The sequence below is a fragment of the Arthrobacter sp. LAPM80 genome (assembly GCF_046736435.1).
Lineage (GTDB): Bacteria > Actinomycetota > Actinomycetes > Actinomycetales > Micrococcaceae > Specibacter.
This window is the reverse complement of record NZ_JBCHVD010000001.1, coordinates 141,788-165,862: the sequence shown is the minus strand read 5'-3', so window position 1 is coordinate 165,862 and position 24,075 is coordinate 141,788. Positions and strand designations below refer to the sequence as shown.

The window sequence follows — 24,075 nt, the reverse complement described above, 5'->3', positions numbered from 1 at the left end:
GTACACTGATTCCAAAAGTTGCGGGTGCCTGTGCCATTATCTCAGTCATTTCACGCCACCCTGCGCAGGCGATGAGCGGGGCCTCTTGGATGCGGTGATTGACTCATAGATCTCTGAAAACTTGCTCGCTACCGCGGAGCTCCCCAGATTATCCCCTAGCGTGGCGGAAATTTCCTCGGGCGAAACGTCCGCAAAGATCTCCAACGCTTGTTCCACTCCATCGGCAAAATCAGCGGCTGCATTTCCGCTAACAAGCACACTGTTCTTAGCGCTCAGGAAATCCCTCACCGCTGGCAGGTCAGTAACAACTGCAGGGACGCCTTGTGCCACGGCTTCTGCAGCGGCCATGCAAAATGTCTCGTGTGCTGAGGGAAGGATAAACACGTCGGTCTTGCGCATCTGGCTGGTGACTTCCTCCGGTGCCACCATGCCTGTGATGGAAAAGTGCTCTCCCAGCCCGAGTCTTCCTGCTTGAGCTTGAAGATCGTTGCGCAACGGCCCGTCGCCCACCCAGGTCAAGGACGCATCAATGCCCTTCCCTCGAAGAACACCCAGCGCATCAAGGGCAAGCTCTGGACGCTTGCCTTCAATAAGACCGCCGACGCCCACGAGGCGTACACCGCCGTCGAGCCTTCCAGAACGCGCTGCCAAAGGCGGCTGTCCCTGAACCACATTCGGCACGACGTGCACGGCGCCCTTTCGTGCGAAGACCTGCAATTGCCTCGACTGCGCCTGGCTGACGGCCGTCACCGCTTGTGGCAATTTGAGTATGTACCTCAACCACGCCACCGCCGCCCATGCCTTGGACACGCTGGCTGGATCGGCCATGCCGCTCCAGTGCTCGGTGTGCACCCATGGGGTCCGAGCAAAAGCACTGACAGGGGTAGCTAGGGCGGCCGCGCTGAACGCCATGGTGTGCAGGACATCAGCATCGCGCAGGGCACGAGTCAGCAGCCTTGCGACAGCTAAGTACCTCCACGGTTTCGTCGGCGAAAACGGAACACTGGTCACAGTGACCCCGCCGTACTGTTCCGAAACGACCTTCCCCCGGCCACCGAGCCGGACATGGATGACTTGCACCTCATGGCGGGCAGCGATGGCCTGGACATGGCTCAGATTAAAGGGCGCCTGATGAGGTGCCGCGGCATCGGGGAACCACGTGGCTAGGACGAGGACTCGCACGCTCGTATCAGGCCTTTCCGATGACGCGGTAGGTTACGCCAGCCCAGGTCTCGGCCGAGCTTACGCGGCGGCCGTCAATAAACGCCTTGACGCCCGGAAGGTCAGCCGGGGACAGCTCACGGTATTCGGCATGATCCGCCTGCACCACTGCAGCATCAACGGGCTCACCCAAGTGGTAGGGCAGGAGTCCGAGCTTGCTTAGTTCAGCATCCGTGTACATGGGGTCGTGGACAAGGGCAGTGCCACCGCGACGGTTGATGGACTCAACCGCGTCGAAAACGCCTGAGAACGCTGTCTCCTTCACTCCCCCACGGTAGGCTGCACCGAGTACGACGACGCGTGCCCCGCTGAGGTCCCCGAAGGCACCTTCAAGTAGTCCGATCGTGTAATCGGGCATGTCGGCATTGGCCGCACGTGCGGCGCGGACAACCGTGGCATCAGGATCGTTCCACAGGTACAGGCGCGGGTAGACGGGGATGCAGTGCCCGCCGACGGCGATGCCTGGCTGGTGGATGTGACTGAACGGCTGGGAGTTTGAGGCCGCAATGACTTGGTAAATATCGATGCCTGTTTTGGCGGCGAAGCGGGCGAACTGATTGGCGAGGCCAATATTGACGTCGCGGTAAGTGGTTTCAGCCAGCTTGGCCAGCTCTGAGGCCTCCGCCGAACCTAGATCCCAGACTCCGTTGCCACGCTCCAGATCGGGGCGCTCGTCAAAGTCCAAGACGGCTTCGTAAAATTCAATGGCCTTGGCAGCGCCAGCCTCAGAAAGCCCGCCCACAAGTTTGGGGTATTTGCGCAGATCCTCGAAAACACGGCCTGTTAGGACACGCTCGGGTGAGAAGACTAGGTGGAAGTCCTTGCCCTCGATCAGGCCAGAGCCAGCCTCCAGTGCCGGCTTCCAACGGGTGCGGGTGGTCCCGACAGGCAAGGTGGTCTCATAGGCCACCAAGGTGTTGGGGGTCAGGTGGCGGGCCAACTCGGCCGTTGCCGTGTCCATCCAACCGAAATCGGGCTTGGCCTGGGAGTCAACAAACAACGGGACAACCAGCACTACGGCGTCGGCACCCGGGACCGCATCAGCATAGTTGGTCGTCGCACGGAGCTTTCCGGCCGGCACCAGCCCGGCTAGCTTCTCTTGCAGGTGTGCTTCGCCCGGGAACGGCTCCTTGGCAGCGTTGACAAGGTCAACCACGCCCTGGTTGACGTCGACACCAACCACTTCGTGCCCCTTGGAAGCGAATTGAACTGCCAGCGGCAGGCCGATCTTGCCAAGTGCAATAACAGCAATCTTCACGTTGTTTTTAGCCTAATCTCTAGATTTTTCCGGGCTGCGAAAAGGCCTGCCCGACAAGTGTGCTGGCTCTTAGAATATCCAGCTTTAGTGGTTCGCAGGCTCATCGTAAGGTCAGCGCCGCCTGGTAAGCGGTTTAAGTTGTGCACGCTGGGTCCTCGGGCCGCAGGCTGCTCGTGTGGCGTGAGTGTATAGGAGGACGGCTACAGACACCCGTCAATCTTGTAGAGCTTGGACGGACCTACTTGGTCCAAGAGAGTGAGTCCTGGCATTTTCGCCAAGTCATCAGAACTGGGGAACGGCATACCCAAAAGGCTGACTTGGCGGCTGCCAAAGTCGAAGAGGTAGAAGGCATCAAGCTTCCGGATTGCATCGCAAATGCCAGGGTTCTCACCGAGTTCGGTGAAGTGATCCAGAAGTATCCGTACCTCGGGGCTTTGGAAAGACGATATAGCCGGGAGAATCACCCTCCTGCCTTCTAAAGCATAGAAGAGCGACGCTCCCGTCGCCGGCTGGGCTATGACTGTTGCGTCATTCGGGACAATATCAACTGCACGCTGGAGCAGCGCCAGCTCATCGGGTGAAAGTAGCATTGATTCAGCAGACATAGCGTAATCGCTCGTGGTCTTCGCCTGAATGTTTCTTAGCTGATCATTCTGGGCGCTCACACCGATGAGTACCCCCGCGACGACTGCCACTGCCATCAAGGCGGCCGCAATCGGCTTCAGGGCGAGAACAGAAGGAGGGATCCACGCCATAACCAGATCGTAAATCCACACGATACCAATGACTACAAGGGGCAAGACAACCACAGGGAGCATCATCCCCAGCCGATAGCTGTCGTTGAAGAAGACTCCAGTAATCGCTTGGCGCAGCGGTCCCACAGGGAAACTTGATACGACCACGAAGAACATGATCGCCACGGCATAGATTCCCAAGAGCCACAGCTGGTTCCGCCTAAAGCAAACAGCAACGACACCAAGGAGGGTAAGGATAAAGATTGGGAGCGAAAAAGTGATGAGGAGCGGTGCCGTGGCTAGGGCTTCACGCAACGCTGTGGAAATGGTGAGTGTGGGTGGCCAACTCGAACCCCACAGGCTAGGGCGGATACGATCCCACGCCAAAACGAACAGCACCAGGTAGGCCAGAACTCCTAGAACCGCCAGGCCCAATCGTCCTGCCGGAAGTTTGCCGCGGCGGGCCATTGTGAAACAGCGGATCAGCCAGAACAACACCATGGGGACTGCGAACGCAGCAAGTGCCATCGGTATGTTGGGGTGTGCCAGTGCCAACCCTGGGATTCCCACCGCAAGGATCACCGCTGATAGGAGCCGGCTAGGACGCGGGGGTACGGAGATGTTGAGGATGTCAGCGACCATTCCCACAAACGCAGGCAGGAGTGCGATCGCAAGAAAGTTGGGGTAGAGAACTCCCCAGTCCACTGCAAGATACGGGAATGCTCCAAAGGAACCCGCCATGATGCCTGTCATGAGCAGAATCGCTGGTCGCGTTCCACCGACACGGGTTGCCAGATACATTGCCGAAATGGTCCAGACCAAGGCTCCAATCACCACGTTCACCGCGTTGACGGCGACCGGTATCGGAACACTTGTGATCTGCGCTGTCAAGGCAACCAAGTTATGCCAGGCGAAGGGATATGTCCCGGATGGGCCGTTCTGCACCATGCTGCCGACCACCAAGGATGATCCATTGCCGGAGTCGAGAATGGCCCGCACAGCGCTCAGATGGTAGACATTGTCATAAGTCTGGGAGATGTTCTCCGGGCTGCCGAACATTCTCACGAACCGCACAGAAATGACGGCTCCGCCGAAAGCCATGCCGCCAAGGGCCGCTGCAAGGATCGCGGTTGACGAGCTGCCCCATTTGGCTGTGGTTTTCTTGCGCCGGCGCGTCAGCATGAAGTATCGAACACACCACGCGAGCACGGAGACACTCAGGGTCAGCCCGGCCAGGACCAACGGATTCCAGCGAACGTGAACTGCAGCTGCGGCAATCGGGCCAACCACGGCGAGTGACACCGACAAGGGAGCCGCCGCTGCCGCCCATGTAAGACCCCGGACACCAAAAGCTCTCGCGAGTATCGCACCAGGGACAAAGATCACTACGGCGGCAACCAAAAATGTTGGTACCGTTTCAAGCCAAGTCATTTAACTACCGTCTTCTCCAAGGAACCTCTGAGCTCCTGATCTTTCGTCTCCTATCGGTACCTCACCGCAGGACCTAGACATGCCGCCGGACGCGCGGCACGTCTAAAAACACTACGGGAAGCCTATCGGCAAGAACTCATTGCCTGTCCGGATGCGGGGAAGATCACGATCAAATCATCAGAAACCGCAAATCCTGCCGGTCTACTCGCTGGCGTAACCGTTCGGGTTGTCCTTCTGCCAGCGCCAATGGTCAGCGCACATTTGAGCCAAGTTGCGATGTGCTGACCAGCCCAAATCGGCTAGGGCGGCCGAGGGATCTGCATAGCTGACGGCGGCGTCGCCGGGGCGGCGGGCGGCGAATTCGAACGGGATGGGCTTTCCCGCGGCATCACCGAAAGCCTGGATGACTTCAAGCACGGAGGACCCATTGCCTGTTCCCAGGTTCCAGGTGAAAACGCCTTCATGGCTTGTCAGGTACGACAGTGCAGCGAGGTGACCTGCGGCGAGATCCATGACATGGATGTAATCGCGCACACCCGTGCCATCCGGTGTGGGGTAGTCATTGCCGAAAACCATGACCTTTTCACGACGTCCAACGGCTACCTGCGCCACAAAGGGCAGCAAGTTGTTGGGAATGCCTGTGGGGTCCTCGCCGATGCGCCCGGATTCGTGCGCGCCCACAGGGTTGAAGTAGCGCAGCAGAGCCACCCGCCAGGTGGGATCGGCCGCACCGAGGTCGCTCAGGATATCCTCGATCTGCTCCTTGGTGCGCCCGTAGGGGTTGGTCGCGTCGAGCGGCATTTTTTCAATCAGCGGCACTTCTTCGCTGGCACCGTAAACGGTTGCCGAGGAGCTGAAGACGAGCGAACGGACGCCGTGCCTGTCCATGGAAGCCAGCAGGTTCAGGGTGCCCACAATGTTGTTCTGGTAGTAGCGCAGAGGTTCGGCCACCGACTCCCCCACGGCTTTTAGGCCGGCAAAGTGGATGACAGAGTCAAAGGCCGAGGCGGCGAACAGCGCGTCCAAGCCGGCGGCGTCGAGTAAGTCGAGCTCAACAAACTTGGGTCGCCTTCCTGTCAGCTCTTCAACACGCTTCAATGACTCCGCTGAGGAGTTTGCCAGGTTGTCAAGAACGACGACGTCGTGCCCGGCTTCCAGCAGGCAAAGCACCATGTGCGAGCCGATATATCCGGCACCGCCTGTGACCAAAACTTTCATGGCATCCATTTCTACTTGTCCAAGTACTCGCGCAAGCGCTCGGCTGCGGAGGCGGGGGTGAATCCCGTGGCCTTGATTTTATTCAGGTCCAGGGTGCTGTGCAGGGGCCGGGGTGCTGCGTCCTTGCCCTTGAAGTATTCTTCCGTGCTGACGCCGGTGACAGCGTCTCGGCTGTGGCCTGTGAGTTCGTAGACGTCCGCGGCAATGTCCGCCCAGGTTTGGGGTTCACCGTCGTTACTGAGGTTGTATACACCGAAGTTAGCGCCTGTTTCGATGAGGTGTTGGATGCCTTCGGCAATGTCTTCGGTGAAGCTCAACCGGCCCACCTGGTCATTGACCACGGCCGGGGCGATGCCGCGCCCGGCCAAGGACGCCATGGTGTGCACGAAGTTGTTCCCCTCCCCGATGACCCAGCTGGTGCGCACGATATAGTGGCGCGGCACGGTGGCCACGATTGCGTCTCCGGCAGCCTTCGACTGGCCATACACTCCCAGCGGGCTCAGAGCCTCGTCCTCGTCGTGGAGCTCAAGGGTGCCATCGAAGACGTAGTCGCTGGAGACATGCACCAGGGTGATCCCGTGCGCTGCGGCAACCTTGGCAAGGTTCGCCACCGCGGTGACGTTGATGGCCCACGCCGACTTGCGCCCTTCAGGTGTTTCGGCAGTGTCCACGGCGGTGTAAGCGGCCGCGTTGATGATCGTGGAGTAGTTCTTCCAGTTCCTGCCCCTGTAGGACGCTTCGGCGGTCAGGTCAAAGCACTTCCGGGTCACGAATTCCACGGTTTCGTTGCCGCAGTAGCTCGCACGCAGTGCCTTGCCCAACTGTCCGTCGGCACCCAGGACCAGGATCTTCTTTGCAGGCATGGGCGTGACGTCGGCCAGGCGTGGGTGGGCCTTGTCCTTATCGGAGAGTTCGGCCTGTTCCAACGGGATGGGCCAGGCAATCGCTGCGCTCTCATCGGCGAGGTTCAAGAAGGTGTACTGGCCCTGCGCGTCCGCTGACCAGTGGTCGTTCACAAGGTATGTGTACGCGGTGGTGTCTTCCAAGGTTTGGAAGGCATTTCCCACGCCCCGGGGAATGAAGATCGCTTGGGACGGGTCAAGCTCGGCCGTGAAGACAGCACCGAAGGATTCACCCTCGCGCAGGTCAACCCAGGCACCGAAGATCTTGCCGCTGGCCACGGAAATGAACTTGTCCCACGGCTCAGCATGGATCCCACGGGTGGTGCCGGCTTTTTCGTTGAAGGAGATATTGTTCTGCACCGGGGCGAAATCGGGCAGCCCCAGCGCCAGCATCTTCTCGCGCTGCCAGTTTTCCTTGAACCAGCCCCTGTTGTCGCCGTGGACGGGAAGATCGTACAGGACCACACCGGGAATCGGGGTGGTCGTTGCCCTGAGTGTTTTGGAGAACTCGATAGTCATTCCTACTGGCCCTGTTCCTTGTACTTCGCTTCGGTCGCAGCCTTCTGCGGACGCCACCAGGCCTGGTTCTCTCGGTACCACTTGATGGTGTCCTCAATGCCCGCGTCGAAGTTCGCGAACGACGGACGCCAGCCCAGTTCCATGCGCAACTTATCCGATTCGATCGCGTAGCGCAGGTCATGGCCGGGACGGTCAATAACATGGTCGTACGCGTCGGCGGGCAATCCCATGTGTGTGAGGATCAGCTCAACAACGTCCTTATTGTTCTTCTCCCCGTCGGCACCAATCAGGTACGTCTCGCCGATGCGGCCCTTTTCCAGGATCGCCAGCACGGCAGAAGAGTGATCGTTCGCGTGGATCCAGTCGCGCACGTTCTCGCCCTTGCCGTACAACTTGGGACGGATGCCATCGATCACATTGGTGATCTGGCGCGGTATGAACTTCTCCACGTGCTGGTAAGGGCCGTAGTTATTGGAGCAGTTGCTGATGGTGGCCTGCAAGCCGAAGGAACGCACCCAGGCACGCACCAGCAAATCCGAGCTGGCCTTCGTCGAGGAGTACGGGCTCGAGGGTGCGTAGGGGGTGGATTCGGTGAACCGCTGCGGATCATCGAGTTCCAAGTCCCCATAGACCTCATCCGTGGAGATGTGATGGAAACGCCTATTGTGCTTCCGGGCAGCCTCGATCAACGTGTAGGTGCCGATGATGTTCGTATCCAGGAACGGGCGCGGGTCATGCAACGAATTGTCGTTGTGCGACTCAGCCGCGTAATGAACGACAGCATCAGTGGCGCCCACCAGTGAATCAACAAGTGCGGCGTCGCAAATATCTCCTTGGACAAAGGTGAAGCGATCGGCAGGCAACCCCTCCAGGGAAGCCATATTGCCGGCATACGTTAACTTATCCAGAACCGTCACATGCATGTCGGTGTTTTCAAGGACGTAATGGACAAAGTTGGAACCAATGAACCCGGCACCACCGGTTACAAGGAGATTTCGCATATTTCCAGCATAAGGGCAACCATGACAGGCGCTCGGCATCTGCATAGGCCTTGGCAAGGGAGCCAGCGGAAGGAAGGACCGCGTGCATGCGGCAACGGGAGACAGTTGCGCAAGGACAGTGCAGACCCGCCAAGTTGTACAAGTTCACTCATCTGCGCAAATCTGCTCCCAGAAATGGCGCAGACAGGTGGTGTAGTCTTGTCACGCATCATATGGAGGATCACTTTGAAGAAAATCTGGACAAGTAGTGTCCTTTTTATTGCCGGAGCATTTCTAGTTTCCGGGTGTACCATCGCAGACACCAGCAGTCAGGCCTCAGTCGATGCTTCTCCTCCAGCCTCACCAGTTGACGTTTCGTATCCGAAACCCGCAGCTGCTGTCGACACTGAGTTGACAATCACCATACTCGATGGCAATGCCATGGAAGTCTCAACCCGCGAACTGTACTGCACTGGCGTAACTGCCGTAGCTGGCACGAATTTTGTTGGCGGTGATGCTGCATGCGCTGTTGTCCAGGACTCACAGAGCATTCTCCACTCGGAACCGAAACCCGAAGATTCGAAAGTGTGCACGGGTACGGGCAACCAAAATATTGCTGACGTTTTCGGCATCTCCAACGGCAAGCACGTCCGTGTTTCCTTCATGCGAAACAACGTATGCAACGTCAAAACGTGGGATAAAGTCACGCCCCTCATTGGCACAGGGGCCTAGTGTCACCCTTGAAATCTAGTCGCCGAGGTGGACTATCCGCAGTTGGACTGTCCTCCATTGTTGCGGCATTGAGCGGGTATCTGGTCCTCTTTGTTTCATCACACACTTTGTCCACGGCAGACAACGCCAACTTCCTGGCGTTCTGGGGTGTGATTCTCGGACTTTTCGGAGCTTTGACAGGGCTCATGGCCGAGGCCACACGCGCTGTGAAGTCACGGGCAATGAATGCCTATCATTCCCATGAACGTGGCGCACCCGTGCTGGCGATGTCAATCATAATGGGATTAGTTATTGCCCTCTTGGTAACTTCGAGCAGCCCTTGGTGGATGCCCACACTCATACCCTATGCCCACCCCTTCTTGTGGATTGCCATCGGGCTGGCCGTCCTCCTGTATGCCGGTCATGTTGGACTGGCAGGTGCAACCTCGGGCGCCGAGGAATGGACAACTTACTCTGTGCTCTCAGGCACTGAGGCGATTATCCGGCTTGCCACGACTGCCTTAGCAGCCCTAGTTTTCGGCAGTCTTGCCGGGATCGAGTTTGCGGTCCTGAGCGGAACCTTGGTCTGGCTCTTTTTTGCCGTGTTTTCCAGAGCAGGGCGTGTAGCTGTCGGCGCAAGAGCAGATGTTGGGGTACGCCGTTACCTCATCCAGTGCTCTCTCGCCATCGCCACGGCCGCTGCATCGGCGGTTCTGATCACTGGTTTCCCGGCAGTGATTAAGTTTGTAGCCGAGCCCTCCGATTTCGCCAAAGCAGCCCCCCTGCTATTGGCAATTTCTCTGACTCGCGCGCCAATAATGATTCCACTGCAGGCCTTTCAGGGCGTCGTCATGACAGCTCTCATCAACTCATCTCGCCCGGCCTACCAAGTGCTGGCAAAGCCGTTGGCCGTCATCATGCTCTTGGGCGTCATCGGTTCCGCTGCGGCAGCCCTCGTTGGGCCGAGCCTCATGCTCATTTTTGGAGCCGATTACTCTGTATCAGGATGGATCCTTGGTGCCCTTACCCTCGATGCGGCTCTGTTGGCCGTTTTGACCCTAACTGGGACATCGGCAATGGCTCTGGGCCGTCACAAGCTCTATTTAGCGGGTTGGATTATCGCCACAGTCGCCGCTGCCACAATGCTCCTGCTGCCCCTACCATTGGAAGCAACGGTGATCCTGAGTCTCTCCGTTGGACCAATAGTCGGCGCCCTCATCCACGCCGTTGGAATAGCCACCACCGGCAAGCCTAGTATTCCTGTCTTATCAACCACGGAGACGACTGAAGCGCTGTGAAAAACCCTCAATTTTCCATCATTATGCCGTCATTTAATGTAGCGGAGACTCTCCAACGCGCGATCGATAGCGTCCTGCATCAGTCCAATGGCGATTTCGAGCTCATCGTTGTCAATGATGCATCCACTGACAACTCGTTGGCGATAGCCCAAATGATGCTGGAGCGAAGCAATGATACGAGGATTCGAATCATTGACTTGCCAGCCAACATTGGCCTCTCAGGTGTTCGAAATGTTGGTTTGGACGCCGCGACAGGCACCTTTGTCACTTTCCTCGACGCGGACGACGAGTTCATTCCGAATTTTTTGGAAGAACATCTAAAAAATCTAGACGACGAAGTGGATATCTCCATCGGCGGGCATATTGTGATCCGTACGGACGGCAGTGAGATGCCACGACACAGTGAATTTGTTGGTGAATTATCAGGCGTTGACGCTATGAAAGCTGCCATGGTAGACAAGATTTTCCCCTTTACCTGGGATAAGGTCTACCGCAGGTCCATCTTCGAGGGGGTCAGGTACCCCCTGGGCTCGACCCGTTTCGAGGATATGACTGTCAATATTATTTTGTACCCCCGTGCGCGAAAAGTTCGGAGCATTCAGACTCCGTTGCATCGCTACTACATCTCGACTGGATCCCTGACGTGGGGCCGTATCCCTACCGAGGACGACACAGGCCTGGCTCTGGCAGACTTGGAAGAACTGCTGCCTAAGAAGTACAGGACAGGAAACTACGGGCGGTTCTACGCCTCGATGCGCGTTCTGATCACCATGATCGTGGCACAGAGTGCCATCATGAAACTTAAGAACCAGCCGGCCGCCCGCACAACAGTTGATGATTGCAGACGATCCCTGAGACTGCCATTAATTCTCAAAGCAGCTACTGTGAAACCCAAGTTTGCTGCCGCCGCAGTGTTGCTAAAAGTGGCCCCAAACACATTTGCAAAGATCTACCTTCGGCATTCAGCCAACAGTTATGGTCTGAACTAGACCAAGCCCTACTTGCACCGCCAGCTTTGCACTCGTGACCTCATTCCCTTGAACTTGATTGGTATAGATTAGAAGCCATGACCCCTCCACTTCCACAACGCGTACTCGTGATCATGCCCGCTTGGAACGAGGGTCTAGCTGTAGGCAACACTGTCCGCGAAGTACTTGCCCGTCCGGAAAAATACGACATCCTCGTTGTTGATGATGGATCTACGGACGACACGGCCTTGGTCGCTGCCGATGCTGGGGCCACGGTGCTCCGACTGCCGTTCAATTTGGGTGTTGGTGGAGCCATGCGTGCCGGTTTCAAGTACGCCAGCCGCAACGACTATGACGCTGTCATTCAGGTCGACGCTGACGGTCAACATGATCCCAAGGACATCGCCATCGTCCTTGACGGGCTCAAGAACGCCGATATCTCCATCGGTGCACGATTCGCCGATAGGGGCAACTACACCGTCAGCGGTCCTCGAAAGTGGGCCATGGTATTCCTGGCAAAGACGATCTCCAGCCTTGCCACGACACGATTGACAGATGTCACCTCAGGCTTCCGTGCCGCCAATAGGCGCGGCATTGCGCAGTACCTAGATCACTATCCTGCGGAGTATCTCGGCGACACGATCGACTCCTTGGTGGTTGCCATCAGGTCGGGCTGCAGAGTGACCCAGGTTCCGGTGGAAATGCGGGCCAGGCAGGCAGGGACGCCCAGTCACAACCCGCTCAAGGCGGCCATCTATCTGGGCCGAAGTTTCTTTGCCTTGTGCTTTGCGCTCACCAGAAAGCCGTCACGGCTGGCCACTATCGATTCAGAAGTAGGGTGAATTTGACAATGTCTATTCTCGTCGCATTCATACTCTCCCTTGGCCTGGTCCTGATCGTTCTCGATTTGCTGCGCAGAAAAAAGATCCGTGAGAAGTACGCAACGCTGTGGCTAGTTGTTGGCCTGGCCATGCTCGTCTTGGCTGCATTTCCGCGTTTGCTCGAGTTTGTTGCCCAGGCATTGAACGTGCAAGTGCCCTCGAATTTGCTCTTTGCCATGAGCATCGTCTTGGCTTTGGGAGTTTGCCTGCACCTTTCATGGGAAATTTCGGTCGTGGAAGACGAAACTCGTGTCCTTGCAGAGGAAGCCGCAATCCTTCGAGCCCAGATTGAAAGCCTCGAGCTCAGAGTCGATGCGCTTAGCACTCAGTCGGTTCAGTTGCCCACACACGATTCACCCCAAAACGAAGAATAGGCCTATCAGGCTTCCCCTAGTTGAAGGGGAGAAAGAGACTCACCACAATGCCATTGGACATTTTTATCCCCTACTGGGGAGACCCCGGCTACATGAAGGAAACAGTCAATAGCGTTTTGGCGCAAAATAGCGACGACTGGTTGCTGACTGTGGTGGATGACGCCTATCCGGACATGGAAATACAAGAATTCGTAACCGGTTTGAACGACGACCGAATCAAGTACATCCGCAAAGAGGTGAACGCCGGTATCACTGAGAACTACCGCACCTGCGTCGGACTTGCCACAGAAGAAGTCATGGTCATCCTTGGCTGTGACGATGTATTGCTGCCTAATTACGTGGAAACGATTTCTGCCGCACACAAGCGCTTCCCTAGCGCTGCAGTGATTCAGCCCGGCGTTCAGGTCATTGATGAGAACAGCGCCGTTGTTAACACGGTTGTTGACACCATAAAGCAACGCGTGGTGCGCCCCCATGGCAACGGCCCGCAGCTGCTTTCAGGCGAATACATTGCTACAAACCTCATGCATGGCGACTGGCTCTACTGGCCTGCTTTAGCATTCCGGACAGATCGCATGAAGGCTGTCGACTTCCGTGATGGCTTCCCCATCATCCAAGATCTGGCCCTGATCATGGATATGATCTACGCCGGTGACCAGTTGCTCATCGAACCCACTGTCTGCTTCGCGTACCGCAGGCACTCGAACAGCGCATCGTCATCCAAATTGACTGATGGTTCCCGCTTTGTAGGTGAACGCGACTACTTCGCTGTGGCGGCGAGCCAAGCACGCGAAATTGGGTGGACTAAGGCCGAACGTGCCGCAAAGCTTCGTCTTACCTCAAGGGCGCACGCTCTCGTGTTGGTCCCCAAGGCGCTCCGTACAGGTGACACGAAGGCGGCTGGCATCTTGGCACGGCACGCCTTCTGGTCTTAGCACCGACTTTCTCCTATTGGCTTCGTAATCTCTTCAAGAAAGAAACTTACAATGCAAAATTCCCCCGAAAAGCGGATGGAAACCGTCCTTGTCACCGGCGGTGCAGGATTCATTGGATGCGCCATTTCTGAATCCTTACTCCGGTCATTCAACAGAGTTGTGGTGGTTGACAATCTCCATCCTCAGATCCATGAATCAGGTGAACGTCCCTTAGGTTTGGCCGACGGCGTCGAACTCATCGAAGCAGACATCACTGACTCCGCAACGTGGGATCGTGTACTCCCCGAGGTGAATCCCGATGTTGTCATCCACTTGGCAGCCGAGACTGGAACTGGACAGTCCCTCGAAGAGGCTACGCGCCACACACACGTCAATGTTGTGGGCACCTCACAGCTTCTTGACGGATTCATCCGGAACAAGACGCTCCCCCGCCGCATTGTCCTTAGCTCTAGCAGAGCTGTGTACGGCGAGGGTGCCTGGCGCAAGGAAGACGGGAAGCTTTTCTACCCAGGTCAGCGAACCAGCGAAACATTGGACAAGGCTGAATGGGATTTCGCGGGAGCCGAACCGACTGCCATGAACGCTGCTGAAGTATTCCCAGCGCCAGTTAGTGTTTACGGTGCTACTAAGCTTGCTCAGGAGAACATCCTCCAGGCTTGGGCAAAGTCTTACGGCGTGGAGACTGCAATCCTGCGCCTCCAGAACGTCTACGGACCGGGACAGTCCCTAATCAACCCCTACACGGGAATCATGAGCCTGTTCTGCCGCATGGCCATGGGTGGGCGTTCCATCCCTCTCTATGAGGACGGCAATGTCCGCCGCGACTTCATCCTCATTGACGACGTGGCTTCGGCGATCGTCGCAGGCGCGGTCTCTGCGCAAACCCACCCAACCCCGTTGGATATCGGCTCCGGGGAGTTCCAGACAATTGGGACAGCAGCTGAAACCATCGCAGCCCGCTACGCGGCTCCCGCGCCGCATGTAACTGGCCAGTACCGCCAGGGGGATGTCCGTCATGCATGGGCCGATATCAGCGCAGCCAAGAGCGTTCTTGGCTGGGCACCGCGATACAACCTCGAGCAGGGAATCGTGCGTCTTGCTGACTGGATTGATGTTCAGCCGGATGTGAAGCCCGCATAGGCAGCCACATAGCCAACGAAAGGCCCCGCAACACCAGATGGTGTGCGGGGCTTTCACTTGCCCTGCGGGGGCCTCTGCGTGGCTGACGCGCACTATCTGTAGCGGGCAGTGGACTTACTTTGCCATGTCCCAGCCAGTCGCGTCACGGAGAGCCTCCTCAAAGATCGGTGTCATGGTGTGCATATAGGTTCGAGTGACGTGGTTGTCATCTTTGTACACAATGACGTTTCCGATAACGGCGGGGCACACAGTCGCATCACAGAAGTAGTCCGTGAGGTCCAGAAACTTGGTGTCCGGAAGGCTCGTCGCAATTGCGTCTGTAGGCGAGACTTCGGAATACAAATCGGCTTTCTTCGCACCGCAGCCGACAAAGTCAGTGGGCGATACCTCAAGGCAATCAGGCACAACCTGCGGCATGCGCGGGGTGTCCCGCAGAGCCACGACCTTGATTCCGGCACGGTTCAACCGTTCAGCCGTATCTATCCACGACTGGTCAAGTTGTTCGGTGACCTCACCGAGGACATTGGTGCGCGTACTTGTCGTCACTACAACGTCAGGTTTCATCTCAAGAACCTGTGCCAAGGTCGCTACATTGAAGGCTGCACAACTCTCTGAGATTCCTGCCGACACGTCCTCCCCCAAGGGGCAGTAACCTTTAGTCAGCGACGTGACATTCCAATGGTTCTTGGCAGCGATCTCTAGAATCGGGGTATTGAGAACATGCGCATGTGAACTACCGAGGATGACGATTGATTTCGATCCGTCGGTGATTCCGTTGTTGCATAAATTGAGAAGCTCTTGACCATCCAAATGGCAATCGCCGCCAATAAATTTGGGCCAATCATCAGGAAGAGCTGTCTTCAGGGGCAGCAATACGGCATCCTTTGCCGCGTCATCCACAAAACCAGGTAATAGTGCCGCCGCCCCGGGGTTATTCTTGGCTGCTTGAGAATTTGCTGCCGCGGCGTCGGCATTCATTTTCCCCTGCCACGCGAACAACGGTGCGGCAACAACTGAGATACAGACAAGAATGACGATCACTGCCCTGCGGCTCTTCTGCGCAATCCACTTATTGCGTCGCAGTGGTGCGTCAATGTACTTAGTGGCCAACAAGGCAGCAGCGATTGAGGAAGCGATTATTATAAGCCCGGATACCGGACCGGCGCTCTCTCTCCCCGACGCAACGAGGTAGACAACCAGCATGGGCCAGTGGAAAAGGTACAGGGCATAGGAGCTGTCTCCTAGTTTTACCAGTGGCGGCCAGCTCAGGAACCTGTCGGCTCCGCTCTTGCTGTCTGTCGATCCAGCAACAATGACACAAGCTGCTGCAAGGGTGGGCCACAAAGCCATGTAGCCGGGGAACTGCTGGCCGACCTGCAAAATAATGCCGCACGACAGCATTGCTACGACGCCCAGCCACCCCAGAATAATGCGCGTAGCTCTATTGAACTTGAAGTAGGGCAAGAGCAAGGCAAGCAGCGAGCCGAGGGCAAATTCCCAAAGGCGTGTACGCGTATCGAAATAGGCAAAGGCCTGACTGTTCGCGGTGGTGATGATGGAGAACGTCAAGGATCCAAGGAAAATGGCCCCGAACATCATGATGAGCAAACCCCTGACCCGGAGTCTGTAGCGGTGTACAAGGAATGCCGCGAGAGCAAAAATTAGGGGCCACAGTATGAAGATCTGCCCTTGGATGGACAGGGACCAGAAGTGTTGGAGGGGGCTAGCCACACTGTGCTGGGTGGCGTAGTAGTCAACAGATTCTGATGCTAGGAACCAGTTCTGGTAGTAGAAAAGGGATGCCCACGTTTGCCCAAATATGCTGCCCCATCGCGTTTCAGGGAGGAAAACGCGTGCCGCTACTAGCGTGGCCAGCAAAGTGAGCGCAATCAGCGGAAGTAGTCGTTTGAAAAGGTGAGCCCAATGCTTGAACAGTTCAAGGGGGCGGCTAGCCTCCAATTTTCGAGTGAACTGACCAGTCAATAGGAATGCTGAGATGAGCAAAAAGACATCAACGCCACCGGAAATCCGATCAAACCATACATGGTAGGTAACCACCATGAGCACCGCCAAGGCACGCAATCCCTGTACTTCGGGAAGGAACTTTCGTCCAGAGGTGCTCGAGTCCGGCCGTCGCCTCGACGCAACGTCCCTCTCCTTGGATTTGAGCGTTTCCATGGTGCTTTGAGTCATAAATTGATACCTCTGGATTATTTCGTTGCCGCACAGCGGCACTGATCCCCCTCTTCAACTCTATCAATTCGTTATCAAATGTTCATCTAAAGGGACAAGTCTCACACACGACGCACGGACGAGCGCAGCTCATTGTGCCATGCAGTATCCGCGCCTCCACGTGACTTGTGCCTCGAGTCAACTTGTGCGGCTAGTCAAAGCGCAATTTTGATGTGGAAGAGCTTAACCAATCTCTGCCAAGACTAGGTCTAAGGCTTCCTGGTTCTCCGGATCGACCACTATCTGCGCTTTGGGATCCTCCTCGCGAATGGCCAGCACCACCGGCCGCAAGCTATCGATGCCATGGCTAAGGGGGAACATATTCAGGGAGAGGTTCCAGGAATGTTCTGAGTAGCTAGCTCGCAATGAGTCAAACCACTGTTGCGCCAAGATGGGATCGACTTCACCGGGATTAGTGGTCAAGTACATCACAGGGCCTACTAAGCCCTCGCTGTCCCTGACAGCTTGAAGAAGTCGGCCGCCGGCCATGGACCCCTCCTTGAGGGAAGTTTCCTGCCTGGCCGTCGTGATTCCAGACTCTGCCGATGCTGGCATTCCCATCTCCTGGAGCGGGAAAATGAATCCGAAAAATTGAGTGAGTCCCAATGATGCCACAACACTTGCTGCGATCATCTTCTTCGGATTTTTGGTTGGCGCTCTATCACTCGTCTCTTGCCGGCGGCCTAGGAGACCGGCCGTGGCCAATGCAATGCCCAGCAGCACCAGCAGTGAAAGCGCGATGGAGAACTTAATCATGTAGTAGCTCAGGGTGCCATTCTTCACTACTTGGGCAATTCCCATGCCAACGGCAACAATCACTCCCACCCAAATTGCGCTCAGGCTCCAATTGATTCTGCGAACGTCATCGTGGAGCCCTCCGTTCCTGCCTATGAGAACTATCCCCGCGCAACCAAGAATGCCGAGTAGGGCAAGGAGCAAGCCGAAATCCAAAGGAGGAACGCCGCCTGTGGCATAGAGAATCGAATCCGCTTTGACAGTCAAAAGTTGACCGGCAGCAGTAACTGCGGAGAAGGTAACAAGCACAAGCATCAGGAGCGCAATGAGGATGTCCCGTGGGCTCATCTTCCAACGTCCCTTGGGCGTGACTAGCAGTACGGCCAGGACGCTTGGAATCAGGAAAACGCCGAGCAGTACCCAGTTTTGCATTACGGCTGAAACACACGCACCAACCGCAAATAGCGGAATGGGATCCAAAACGCGTGTCATTGACTGGCCTAGAACGATTGCTGCTGCAACCATGGCCGCGGTGAACAGGAAATTTGAGAATCCATGCATTGATGCCAAGGCGCCAAACCCGAACAGCCAGCCGCTCGCCACGAAGACTGCAATGGGGAAGCCCACGACTGGGGACCGGCGCAAGGAGGGCAGCGAGCAAACGGCTGAGATGACAAGTACAACAATCAAGATATTCATGATCGCTGAGAAATTGGAAAAAGTAACGACCTCGGCCTTCCACACATCCGGGGGCGTGCTGCGTGCCATTTCCGAAAGCAAGACCATCACGCTGTGGAAGCCCTGCGGATAATCGGAAAGTGCCCACCTGCTAGCGTCGGACGACTGTCCGGCAAGAGGCAGGACCGTTCCGTGAATGCGCTGCATGTGGAAGATGTTGAAATGTGAGGCGTTGTCCCACGACATCAGAAGCAATGCCATCGCATCCTCCACCCGACGGACCGTCAGGGCCTGCAAGTTCACGAAGACGCCACCCACAGCAGCGAGAAGCGGCGCCATATCCAGTGCACGGAATTCAGGCAGCATGCGGCGAATGCCGCCGGGTGTTGATGCCATCCACACAGCAGAAAATACGACTGCTGCCGCCAGTATCGCAAGCAGTCCGGTGGATCGGCTGCTTTGCGGCCAATCGACGGGTATCCACCAAAGGAGCGGCACAAATCCAAAGACAACCGAGAGCGTCCATAGAATCCGCCCAGAAAAATGTTTGGATACGGGAACGAGAACTAGCAGGGCTCCGAATACGACTAGGACCCAGCTCCCGTAGAGCATTCCAGCGAGGCGAAGTGTCACGGTGAGCGCAAAAGCCAACAGCGCCAAGATGGCAGCCGCAAGCAGTACCCCTCGGCCAGGTGGCGCGTTGACATGCTTGGGCCTACTGGCGGCATTCGCGCTAGGCGCTGCCTCAGCCAACAACGGGACCAGCCTTCACCTTTGCAGACTCCACGCTGGCGACGCTGGCGGCTGCATCACTTATCGGTGTAGGTGCTGCGTTTTCGACAGCAGGCACCTTCTTGGTCCGTGAACCTCGAACTCGACGCATGATGGGGCGCTCCACCCAGAGCCAACTCGCCGTTGCGAAGGGAACAGTCAGTACGGCCGCTGCCACGCTGAACCACAAAATTCCCCAATGTTGGGTACCGAAAACTGCGAGCAATTGCTGGACAGCAAAAGCATAAATGTAGACACCGTAGGAGATGTCATTCTTGGCGATCAGCAGGGGCTGCTTCAGCACCGTGGAGAGCCAAAGAATGCCGTAGGCCACAAACAATGCTGAAGCCTGAACACCCCACGTTGGGATGGCTGATGAGATGACAAAGGCTATCAGTAGCGACAGGATTCCAGGCAGCCAGTGGAACCCGATCTTGTCCTTCCATACGAAAAGTACTGAACCAGCAAAAAAGAATGGGAGAAGTCCCAGGAGCAGGACGACATCAAAGTTGTCATTCGTGAGCCGATTAATCGTCCCAACATTGGCTTGGGCAATGACAGTCAAGAGGAACGCAATGGTCAGCGGCCAACGTGACCGCCGAACAATGGCGAAGATACCCAGTGCGGCGATGATGAGGTAGCAAATAAATTCGTAGTAGAGACTCCAGAGGGAGCCATTCCAAGCACCTGCATAAGGAACATTCAGCGGAGTCCCGGCGATATCGTAAAAACGCATCTCCAAGAACGCGTTTGAGATAAGGAAGTTCAGCGGTGAGTGAGGGGAGGTGAAGTAGCCGTTCAGAGTTCCGTGCGCAACGAGATAGCCAATGGGCGCAAAGAAGAATGCAATGCTCAGAAGGCAAACCCAGAACGCAGGCATGATTCTAGCCACTCGGTTCACCAGATAGGGTCCGAGCCCATTTGACCACCGACTGGATGTGATCAAGTAGCCGCTGATGCCAAAGAATCCCGCAACAGCCCAGCCACCGACCGTTTCGCCAGAAAAGGCCAGCTCTCCCGGCGCCCCTGTCAACGGCCAACTGTGGTGAACGAGGACAGCGAACGCTAGAATCAACCTTATAAGGTTTAGGCTGTTATTGCGCGGGTTGAGAGCCTTGCCGAACCACATCTTCGTCGCGGCATTGCTCACCACTGTGTTGCTGCTCAATGAGTACCTAATCTTCCAACGTGTGACCTAGGGAACGGCAGTGTCAAGTTATCGGTTTCATTTGTTGACCCGACGCTTGCCGCGTCAAACTCGGCCGGGCTCCGCGTTTGCGTTCTGCCATCGCTTGCGGCAATGATTGCTTTATGCGCGGAATTATCCTTGCGGGCGGAACTGGCTCGAGACTGCATCCAATTACACATGGTATCAGCAAGCAACTGGTGCCGGTCTATGACAAACCCATGATTTACTACCCGCTATCGACGCTGATTCTTGCGGGAATCCGCGATATCTTGGTCGTGACAACACCACATGATGCTGAGCAATTCAGGCGTCTGCTTGGTGATGGGTCCCAATTTGGCGTATCAATTAGCTACGTCAAACAGGAATCCCCCGACGGACTGGCCCAAGCCTTCATCCTTGGCGAAGATCACATCGGCGGCGACACAGTTGCTCTTGTGCTTGGTGACAACATTTTCTACGGTCCAGGTATGGGGACCCAACTACGCCGACATGCGGACGTAGATGGCGGTGCTGTTTTCGGGTACTGGGTGAAGGATCCCAAGTCCTATGGTGTCGTGGAGTTCGATGGCGCTGGGACGGCGATATCCCTCGAGGAAAAGCCTGCGAATCCGAAGAGCCACTATGCGGTTCCTGGTCTGTACTTCTACGACAATGACGTGGTGGAAATTTCTAAGGGACTGGAGCCTTCGCCTAGAGGCGAACTTGAGATTACCGACGTCAACCGTCACTACCTGGAACAAGGCAAACTGCAGGTGGAGATTCTGCCTCGAGGCACGGCCTGGTTGGATACTGGGACTTTTGAAGATCTCAACAATGCGTCGAATTTCATTCGCACAGTTGAAAGCCGACAGGGCCTGAAGATCGGGGCCCCCGAGGAAATCGCCTGGCGACAAGGTTTCCTGACGGACGACGACCTTCGTCAGCGCGCCGAACCACTGTTGAAGAGTGGATATGGCTCCTACCTACTTTCCCTCCTGGAAGCCTAGCCCCCCACTCAATGAGAAACGCCCCGGTCACTTGACCGGGGCGTTTCTCATTTGCGGAACTCTTTTCAAGGATTGGAGTACGGCGCTACCAGCACGCGGTGACCTTGAAGAGCTTGGCTTGAGTCCCTTCATGATCCACGAGTTCAAGTGTCTTGGAAGGCGCTAGGTCCATAACCCCGCCGTAGCCAGGCATTGTTCCTGTGACAGTCCTTGTTCCGAAATCGAGCACATACTTGATGTTCAAGCGCCGGACGGAGTCACAAACCCAAGGAAATTCTCCCGCTGATTTCAGTCCGGCATTGACGATATCCACATCTTCGCCATGAGTTGTGAGGATGTGCGGTTGGAGGACATTCCTACCCGAAAAAGCGTAGGCGAGAGCTGCACCGCTGCTCGGCAATCCAACGATGACAGCACCCGGTTCTACATGCTGGTCAAGACGATTCAACAGTGCAGTTTCAGCAGTTGACAGAAGTCCAGCAGTGGCCGTCGACATGTAAGTAAAATGCGCCTTTTTGACGGCCCATGTCACCACGCCGAACTGTGTGGCGAATACGAGAACGAGCACGCCTGCTACGTACACCGGCCACCGTTTCCGGGGCCGAACGGGTGCTGTGGTTGCAGCGGTGAGCGCATTCTTACGACGGTTTGCGTACATCTTTCGATGAGCTGCGTCCCACAGATATGTGGCGCCTATGACTGCCGGACCCAGCATGGCAACAGGCAGGAGTGCTGCAAGACGGTAACTGTCGTAGTACCAGACACCTGTCAGGAACCAGCGCGGGCTGAAGTCAAGACCAGCCGCGTAGAAGAACAAGATCCCGGCCACAAGAAAAGTTCCAAGAACCCAAAGTTGCTTGCGGGTAATCCACAGTCTGAAGAGCCCAATCACCATGCAAATGGCGATGACAGCAGCCGCAGGACGCCCCATGGCCCCACCAAGGAACAATTCGCCAATGGCCTGAGCCGGGCTTTCCACCGCGCCCCAGGAAGCCGCCCCTACGGGGGGCCGGAACTTGCGCCATACAACTGCCAAGACGACGACAGAGACCACTGCGATGCCTACGAGCACCAGGAGGCCACGGCGTCGCTCTGGGGTATTTAGCGGCAGCAACTGGGCAGCCCTGTTCCACCCAAGGAAGATGACCGCAGGGAGTACAAAGACCAGCAACGCCATCAGCGTGCTTGGGTGTGCAACCGCGACGGCGGGCACAGAAACGATGACGAGGAGCCAAGCGACCGGCGTACTGGGGCGGTAACCCTTGGCAACACCCAAGGCACTAAACGCTAGTCCCATGGCTGCCGGAAGGAGCGCGATGGAGAGCAAGTTGGGGTAGAGAACTCCCCAGTCGATCATCAGAAGGGGGTAGCCAGTAAAGGCGGGAACGAAGATCATGGCCATGACAGTGGCGACAACTCGCTGGCCCACGAGCCGCTGGACCAGGTACAAACAGCCCAAAGGCCAGACGATGGCGCCGATAGCGATATTTGTAACGTTTACGGCAACAGGAATGCTCACCCCTGTCGCTAGAGCGACAAGGCTTGTCATTGCGTGCCAGGCGGAAGGATACGCACTAATTCCTGTGAATGCACCTAGGTTCAATGGCGAAGCGTTTCCGGACTCCATGGCCCAACGCACAGCGTTGAGGTGGAAAACGTTGTCAAAGGTCTGAGAGATATTCTCGGGTGTGATGAATGCGGTGCCCATTTGCACAGCGATTAGCACGCCGGCACCCAGCAATCCTGCAACAGAGGCAATAACTACTGACCTACGCTGTGGCTTCCATACCGGATCAGGCCATTTTCGTCCCAAGGCAATCTTGACTCCGAACGCGACAGCCGAGACAACCAGGACACCGATTCCGTAGGAAAGGGGCGTCCATCTAACGTGAACAATCGGCAGAACCAGGGACAGCACACTGGCTAGGGCGACGCTGAACAGCGGTGCCAGCAGCAGGGCGGACAGCCCACGGACCCGCACCGCAAAGGAGAAAACAAGACCAGGCACAACAAAGACTGCCCCCGCCAGCAATATCAAAGGTACAGCTTCCAACCAGGTCACTCAAGCACCGCTTCCTTGCAACAATAACGACTGCCGAACTCCATGCCCAGCAGCCAAAAAACTAATAATGAAACTAATTGTGGCCGACTACGCGGCCTCAGACCGCCTGCGCAGTTCCTTGACCACCGCGTGGACCTCGCCATCCATGACAACCTTGCCGTGTTCCAGTAGAACACCGCGCTCACAGACGGTGGACACAAGATCCAGGTCATGGCTGACCACAAAGAGGGTCTTGCCGGCAGCGGCCAATTCCTTGATCTTCTTGATGCACTTGCGCTGGAACGGCTCGTCACCGACAGCCAGAATCTCATCGATCAAGAACACTTCGGGGTCCGTATGCACAGCAATTGAAAACGCGAGCTTCAGGTACATTCCAGAGGAGTAGAACTTCACTTCGGTATCGATGAACTCGCCAATTTCAGAGAACTCAACGATTGAATCGAACATGGTATCAATCTGCTTCTCCGTCATGCCCAAAATGGCACCGTTGAGGTAGACGTTGTCACGTCCACTCAAGTCATGGTGGAAGCCGGCACCAACTTCGATGAGCCCGGCCACCCTGCCGCGGGTCTGGACGGTCCCGCCGTCAGGCTGCAGAACCCCTGAAATCAGTTTCAGGAGCGTTGACTTACCGGATCCATTCAGGCCCAGCAGCGCAACGGTCTCACCCTGAGCAACGTCAAGGGAGATGTCCTGCAAAGCGTCAAAGCGCTTGGACAGATCACCCTTGCGGCCCTTGACGAGCCACACAACCGACTCCTTCATGGAGCGGGTGTTGCGCAGCACGAACATCTTTCGCAAGTTGCGGCAGGTGATGGCGATATTGTCTGCGACGGTCTCAGCGACGGGCAT

The 24,075-nt window shown here is 56.6% G+C and carries 19 protein-coding genes; 8 read left to right on the top strand and 11 right to left on the bottom strand.

What is annotated here, in order from left to right:
- Nucleotides 1–45: 45 nt before the first annotated feature.
- The 6 genes from AAGW05_RS00695 to rfbB all read right to left on the bottom strand — a co-directional run bounded on the left by AAGW05_RS00695 (nt 46) and on the right by rfbB (nt 8,284).
- Nucleotides 46–1,182 carry a glycosyltransferase gene (locus tag AAGW05_RS00695; protein ID WP_411802541.1) on the bottom strand — a complete coding sequence of 379 codons (1,137 nt, stop codon included), beginning with the start codon at nt 1,180–1,182 and terminating at the stop codon, nt 46–48.
- 7 nt (nt 1,183–1,189) lie between these two features.
- Nucleotides 1,190–2,479 carry a nucleotide sugar dehydrogenase gene (locus AAGW05_RS00690; RefSeq protein WP_411802540.1) on the bottom strand — a complete coding sequence of 430 codons (1,290 nt, stop codon included), beginning with the start codon at nt 2,477–2,479 and terminating at the stop codon, nt 1,190–1,192.
- A gap of 200 nt (nt 2,480–2,679) precedes the next feature.
- On the bottom strand, nt 2,680–4,644 hold the full coding sequence (locus AAGW05_RS00685; RefSeq protein ID WP_411802539.1) for a DUF6541 family protein: 1,965 nt from the start codon (nt 4,642–4,644) through the stop codon (nt 2,680–2,682).
- 201 nt (nt 4,645–4,845) lie between these two features.
- A complete protein-coding gene (galE, locus tag AAGW05_RS00680; protein ID WP_411802538.1) occupies nt 4,846–5,862 on the bottom strand; it encodes a UDP-glucose 4-epimerase GalE in 1,017 nt (338 codons plus the stop codon).
- Between the two features lie 11 nt (nt 5,863–5,873).
- Nucleotides 5,874–7,283 (bottom strand): sugar nucleotide-binding protein, encoded by a 1,410-nt coding sequence (locus AAGW05_RS00675; RefSeq protein WP_411802537.1) that lies wholly within the window; start codon nt 7,281–7,283, stop codon nt 5,874–5,876.
- Between the two features lie 2 nt (nt 7,284–7,285).
- The gene (rfbB, locus tag AAGW05_RS00670; protein ID WP_411802536.1) at nt 7,286–8,284 is read right to left on the bottom strand and encodes a dTDP-glucose 4,6-dehydratase; all 999 of its coding nucleotides are present in this window, start codon (nt 8,282–8,284) and stop codon (nt 7,286–7,288) included.
- A 225-nt stretch (nt 8,285–8,509) separates the two neighbouring features.
- Here rfbB and AAGW05_RS00665 point away from each other — a divergent pair, with 225 nt between their 5' ends.
- The 7 genes from AAGW05_RS00665 to AAGW05_RS00635 all read left to right on the top strand — a co-directional run bounded on the left by AAGW05_RS00665 (nt 8,510) and on the right by AAGW05_RS00635 (nt 14,570).
- On the top strand, nt 8,510–8,995 hold the full coding sequence (locus AAGW05_RS00665) for a hypothetical protein (RefSeq protein WP_411802535.1): 486 nt from the start codon (nt 8,510–8,512) through the stop codon (nt 8,993–8,995).
- Nucleotides 8,996–9,063: 68 nt separating this feature from the next.
- The gene (locus AAGW05_RS00660) at nt 9,064–10,272 is read left to right on the top strand and encodes a hypothetical protein (protein ID WP_411802534.1); all 1,209 of its coding nucleotides are present in this window, start codon (nt 9,064–9,066) and stop codon (nt 10,270–10,272) included.
- Nucleotides 10,269–11,261, top strand: coding sequence for a glycosyltransferase family 2 protein (locus AAGW05_RS00655; RefSeq protein WP_411802533.1), 993 nt, complete (start codon nt 10,269–10,271; stop codon nt 11,259–11,261). Before AAGW05_RS00660 ends, AAGW05_RS00655 begins: the two co-directional genes overlap by 4 nt.
- Nucleotides 11,262–11,338: 77 nt before the next feature.
- Entirely contained in the window at nt 11,339–12,082 is a 744-nt protein-coding gene (locus tag AAGW05_RS00650) for a glycosyltransferase family 2 protein (RefSeq protein WP_411802532.1), read from the top strand.
- Nucleotides 12,083–12,090: 8 nt separating this feature from the next.
- Nucleotides 12,091–12,495: a DUF2304 domain-containing protein gene (locus tag AAGW05_RS00645; RefSeq protein ID WP_411802531.1), complete on the top strand. Its 405-nt coding sequence runs from the start codon at nt 12,091–12,093 to the stop codon at nt 12,493–12,495.
- A gap of 47 nt (nt 12,496–12,542) precedes the next feature.
- Nucleotides 12,543–13,430 (top strand): glycosyltransferase, encoded by an 888-nt coding sequence (locus AAGW05_RS00640; RefSeq protein WP_411802530.1) that lies wholly within the window; start codon nt 12,543–12,545, stop codon nt 13,428–13,430.
- Between the two features lie 51 nt (nt 13,431–13,481).
- Entirely contained in the window at nt 13,482–14,570 is a 1,089-nt protein-coding gene (locus AAGW05_RS00635) for an NAD-dependent epimerase/dehydratase family protein (protein ID WP_411802529.1), read from the top strand.
- Nucleotides 14,571–14,684: 114 nt separating this feature from the next.
- On the opposite strand, the gene AAGW05_RS00630 is transcribed toward AAGW05_RS00635, so the two are convergent.
- The 3 genes from AAGW05_RS00630 to AAGW05_RS00620 all read right to left on the bottom strand — a co-directional run bounded on the left by AAGW05_RS00630 (nt 14,685) and on the right by AAGW05_RS00620 (nt 20,154).
- Complete coding sequence (locus tag AAGW05_RS00630; RefSeq protein ID WP_411802528.1) at nt 14,685–16,763, bottom strand: acyltransferase family protein; 2,079 nt, start codon at nt 16,761–16,763, stop codon at nt 14,685–14,687.
- A gap of 222 nt (nt 16,764–16,985) precedes the next feature.
- Entirely contained in the window at nt 16,986–18,611 is a 1,626-nt protein-coding gene (locus AAGW05_RS00625) for a hypothetical protein (RefSeq protein WP_411802527.1), read from the bottom strand.
- 349 nt (nt 18,612–18,960) lie between these two features.
- Nucleotides 18,961–20,154, bottom strand: a complete 1,194-nt coding sequence (locus tag AAGW05_RS00620) for an acyltransferase family protein (RefSeq protein ID WP_411802526.1) — start codon at nt 20,152–20,154, stop codon at nt 18,961–18,963.
- 143 nt (nt 20,155–20,297) lie between these two features.
- Between AAGW05_RS00620 and rfbA the strand changes: the two genes are divergently transcribed.
- Nucleotides 20,298–21,161, top strand: coding sequence for a glucose-1-phosphate thymidylyltransferase RfbA (gene rfbA, locus AAGW05_RS00615; protein ID WP_411802525.1), 864 nt, complete (start codon nt 20,298–20,300; stop codon nt 21,159–21,161).
- Nucleotides 21,162–21,246: 85 nt separating this feature from the next.
- Here rfbA and AAGW05_RS00610 read toward each other — a convergent pair whose 3' ends face one another.
- Together AAGW05_RS00610 and AAGW05_RS00605 are read right to left on the bottom strand one after the other, a co-directional pair.
- Entirely contained in the window at nt 21,247–23,223 is a 1,977-nt protein-coding gene (locus AAGW05_RS00610; protein ID WP_411802524.1) for a DUF6541 family protein, read from the bottom strand.
- A gap of 87 nt (nt 23,224–23,310) precedes the next feature.
- Nucleotides 23,311–24,075, bottom strand: a complete 765-nt coding sequence (locus AAGW05_RS00605) for an ABC transporter ATP-binding protein (protein ID WP_411802523.1) — start codon at nt 24,073–24,075, stop codon at nt 23,311–23,313.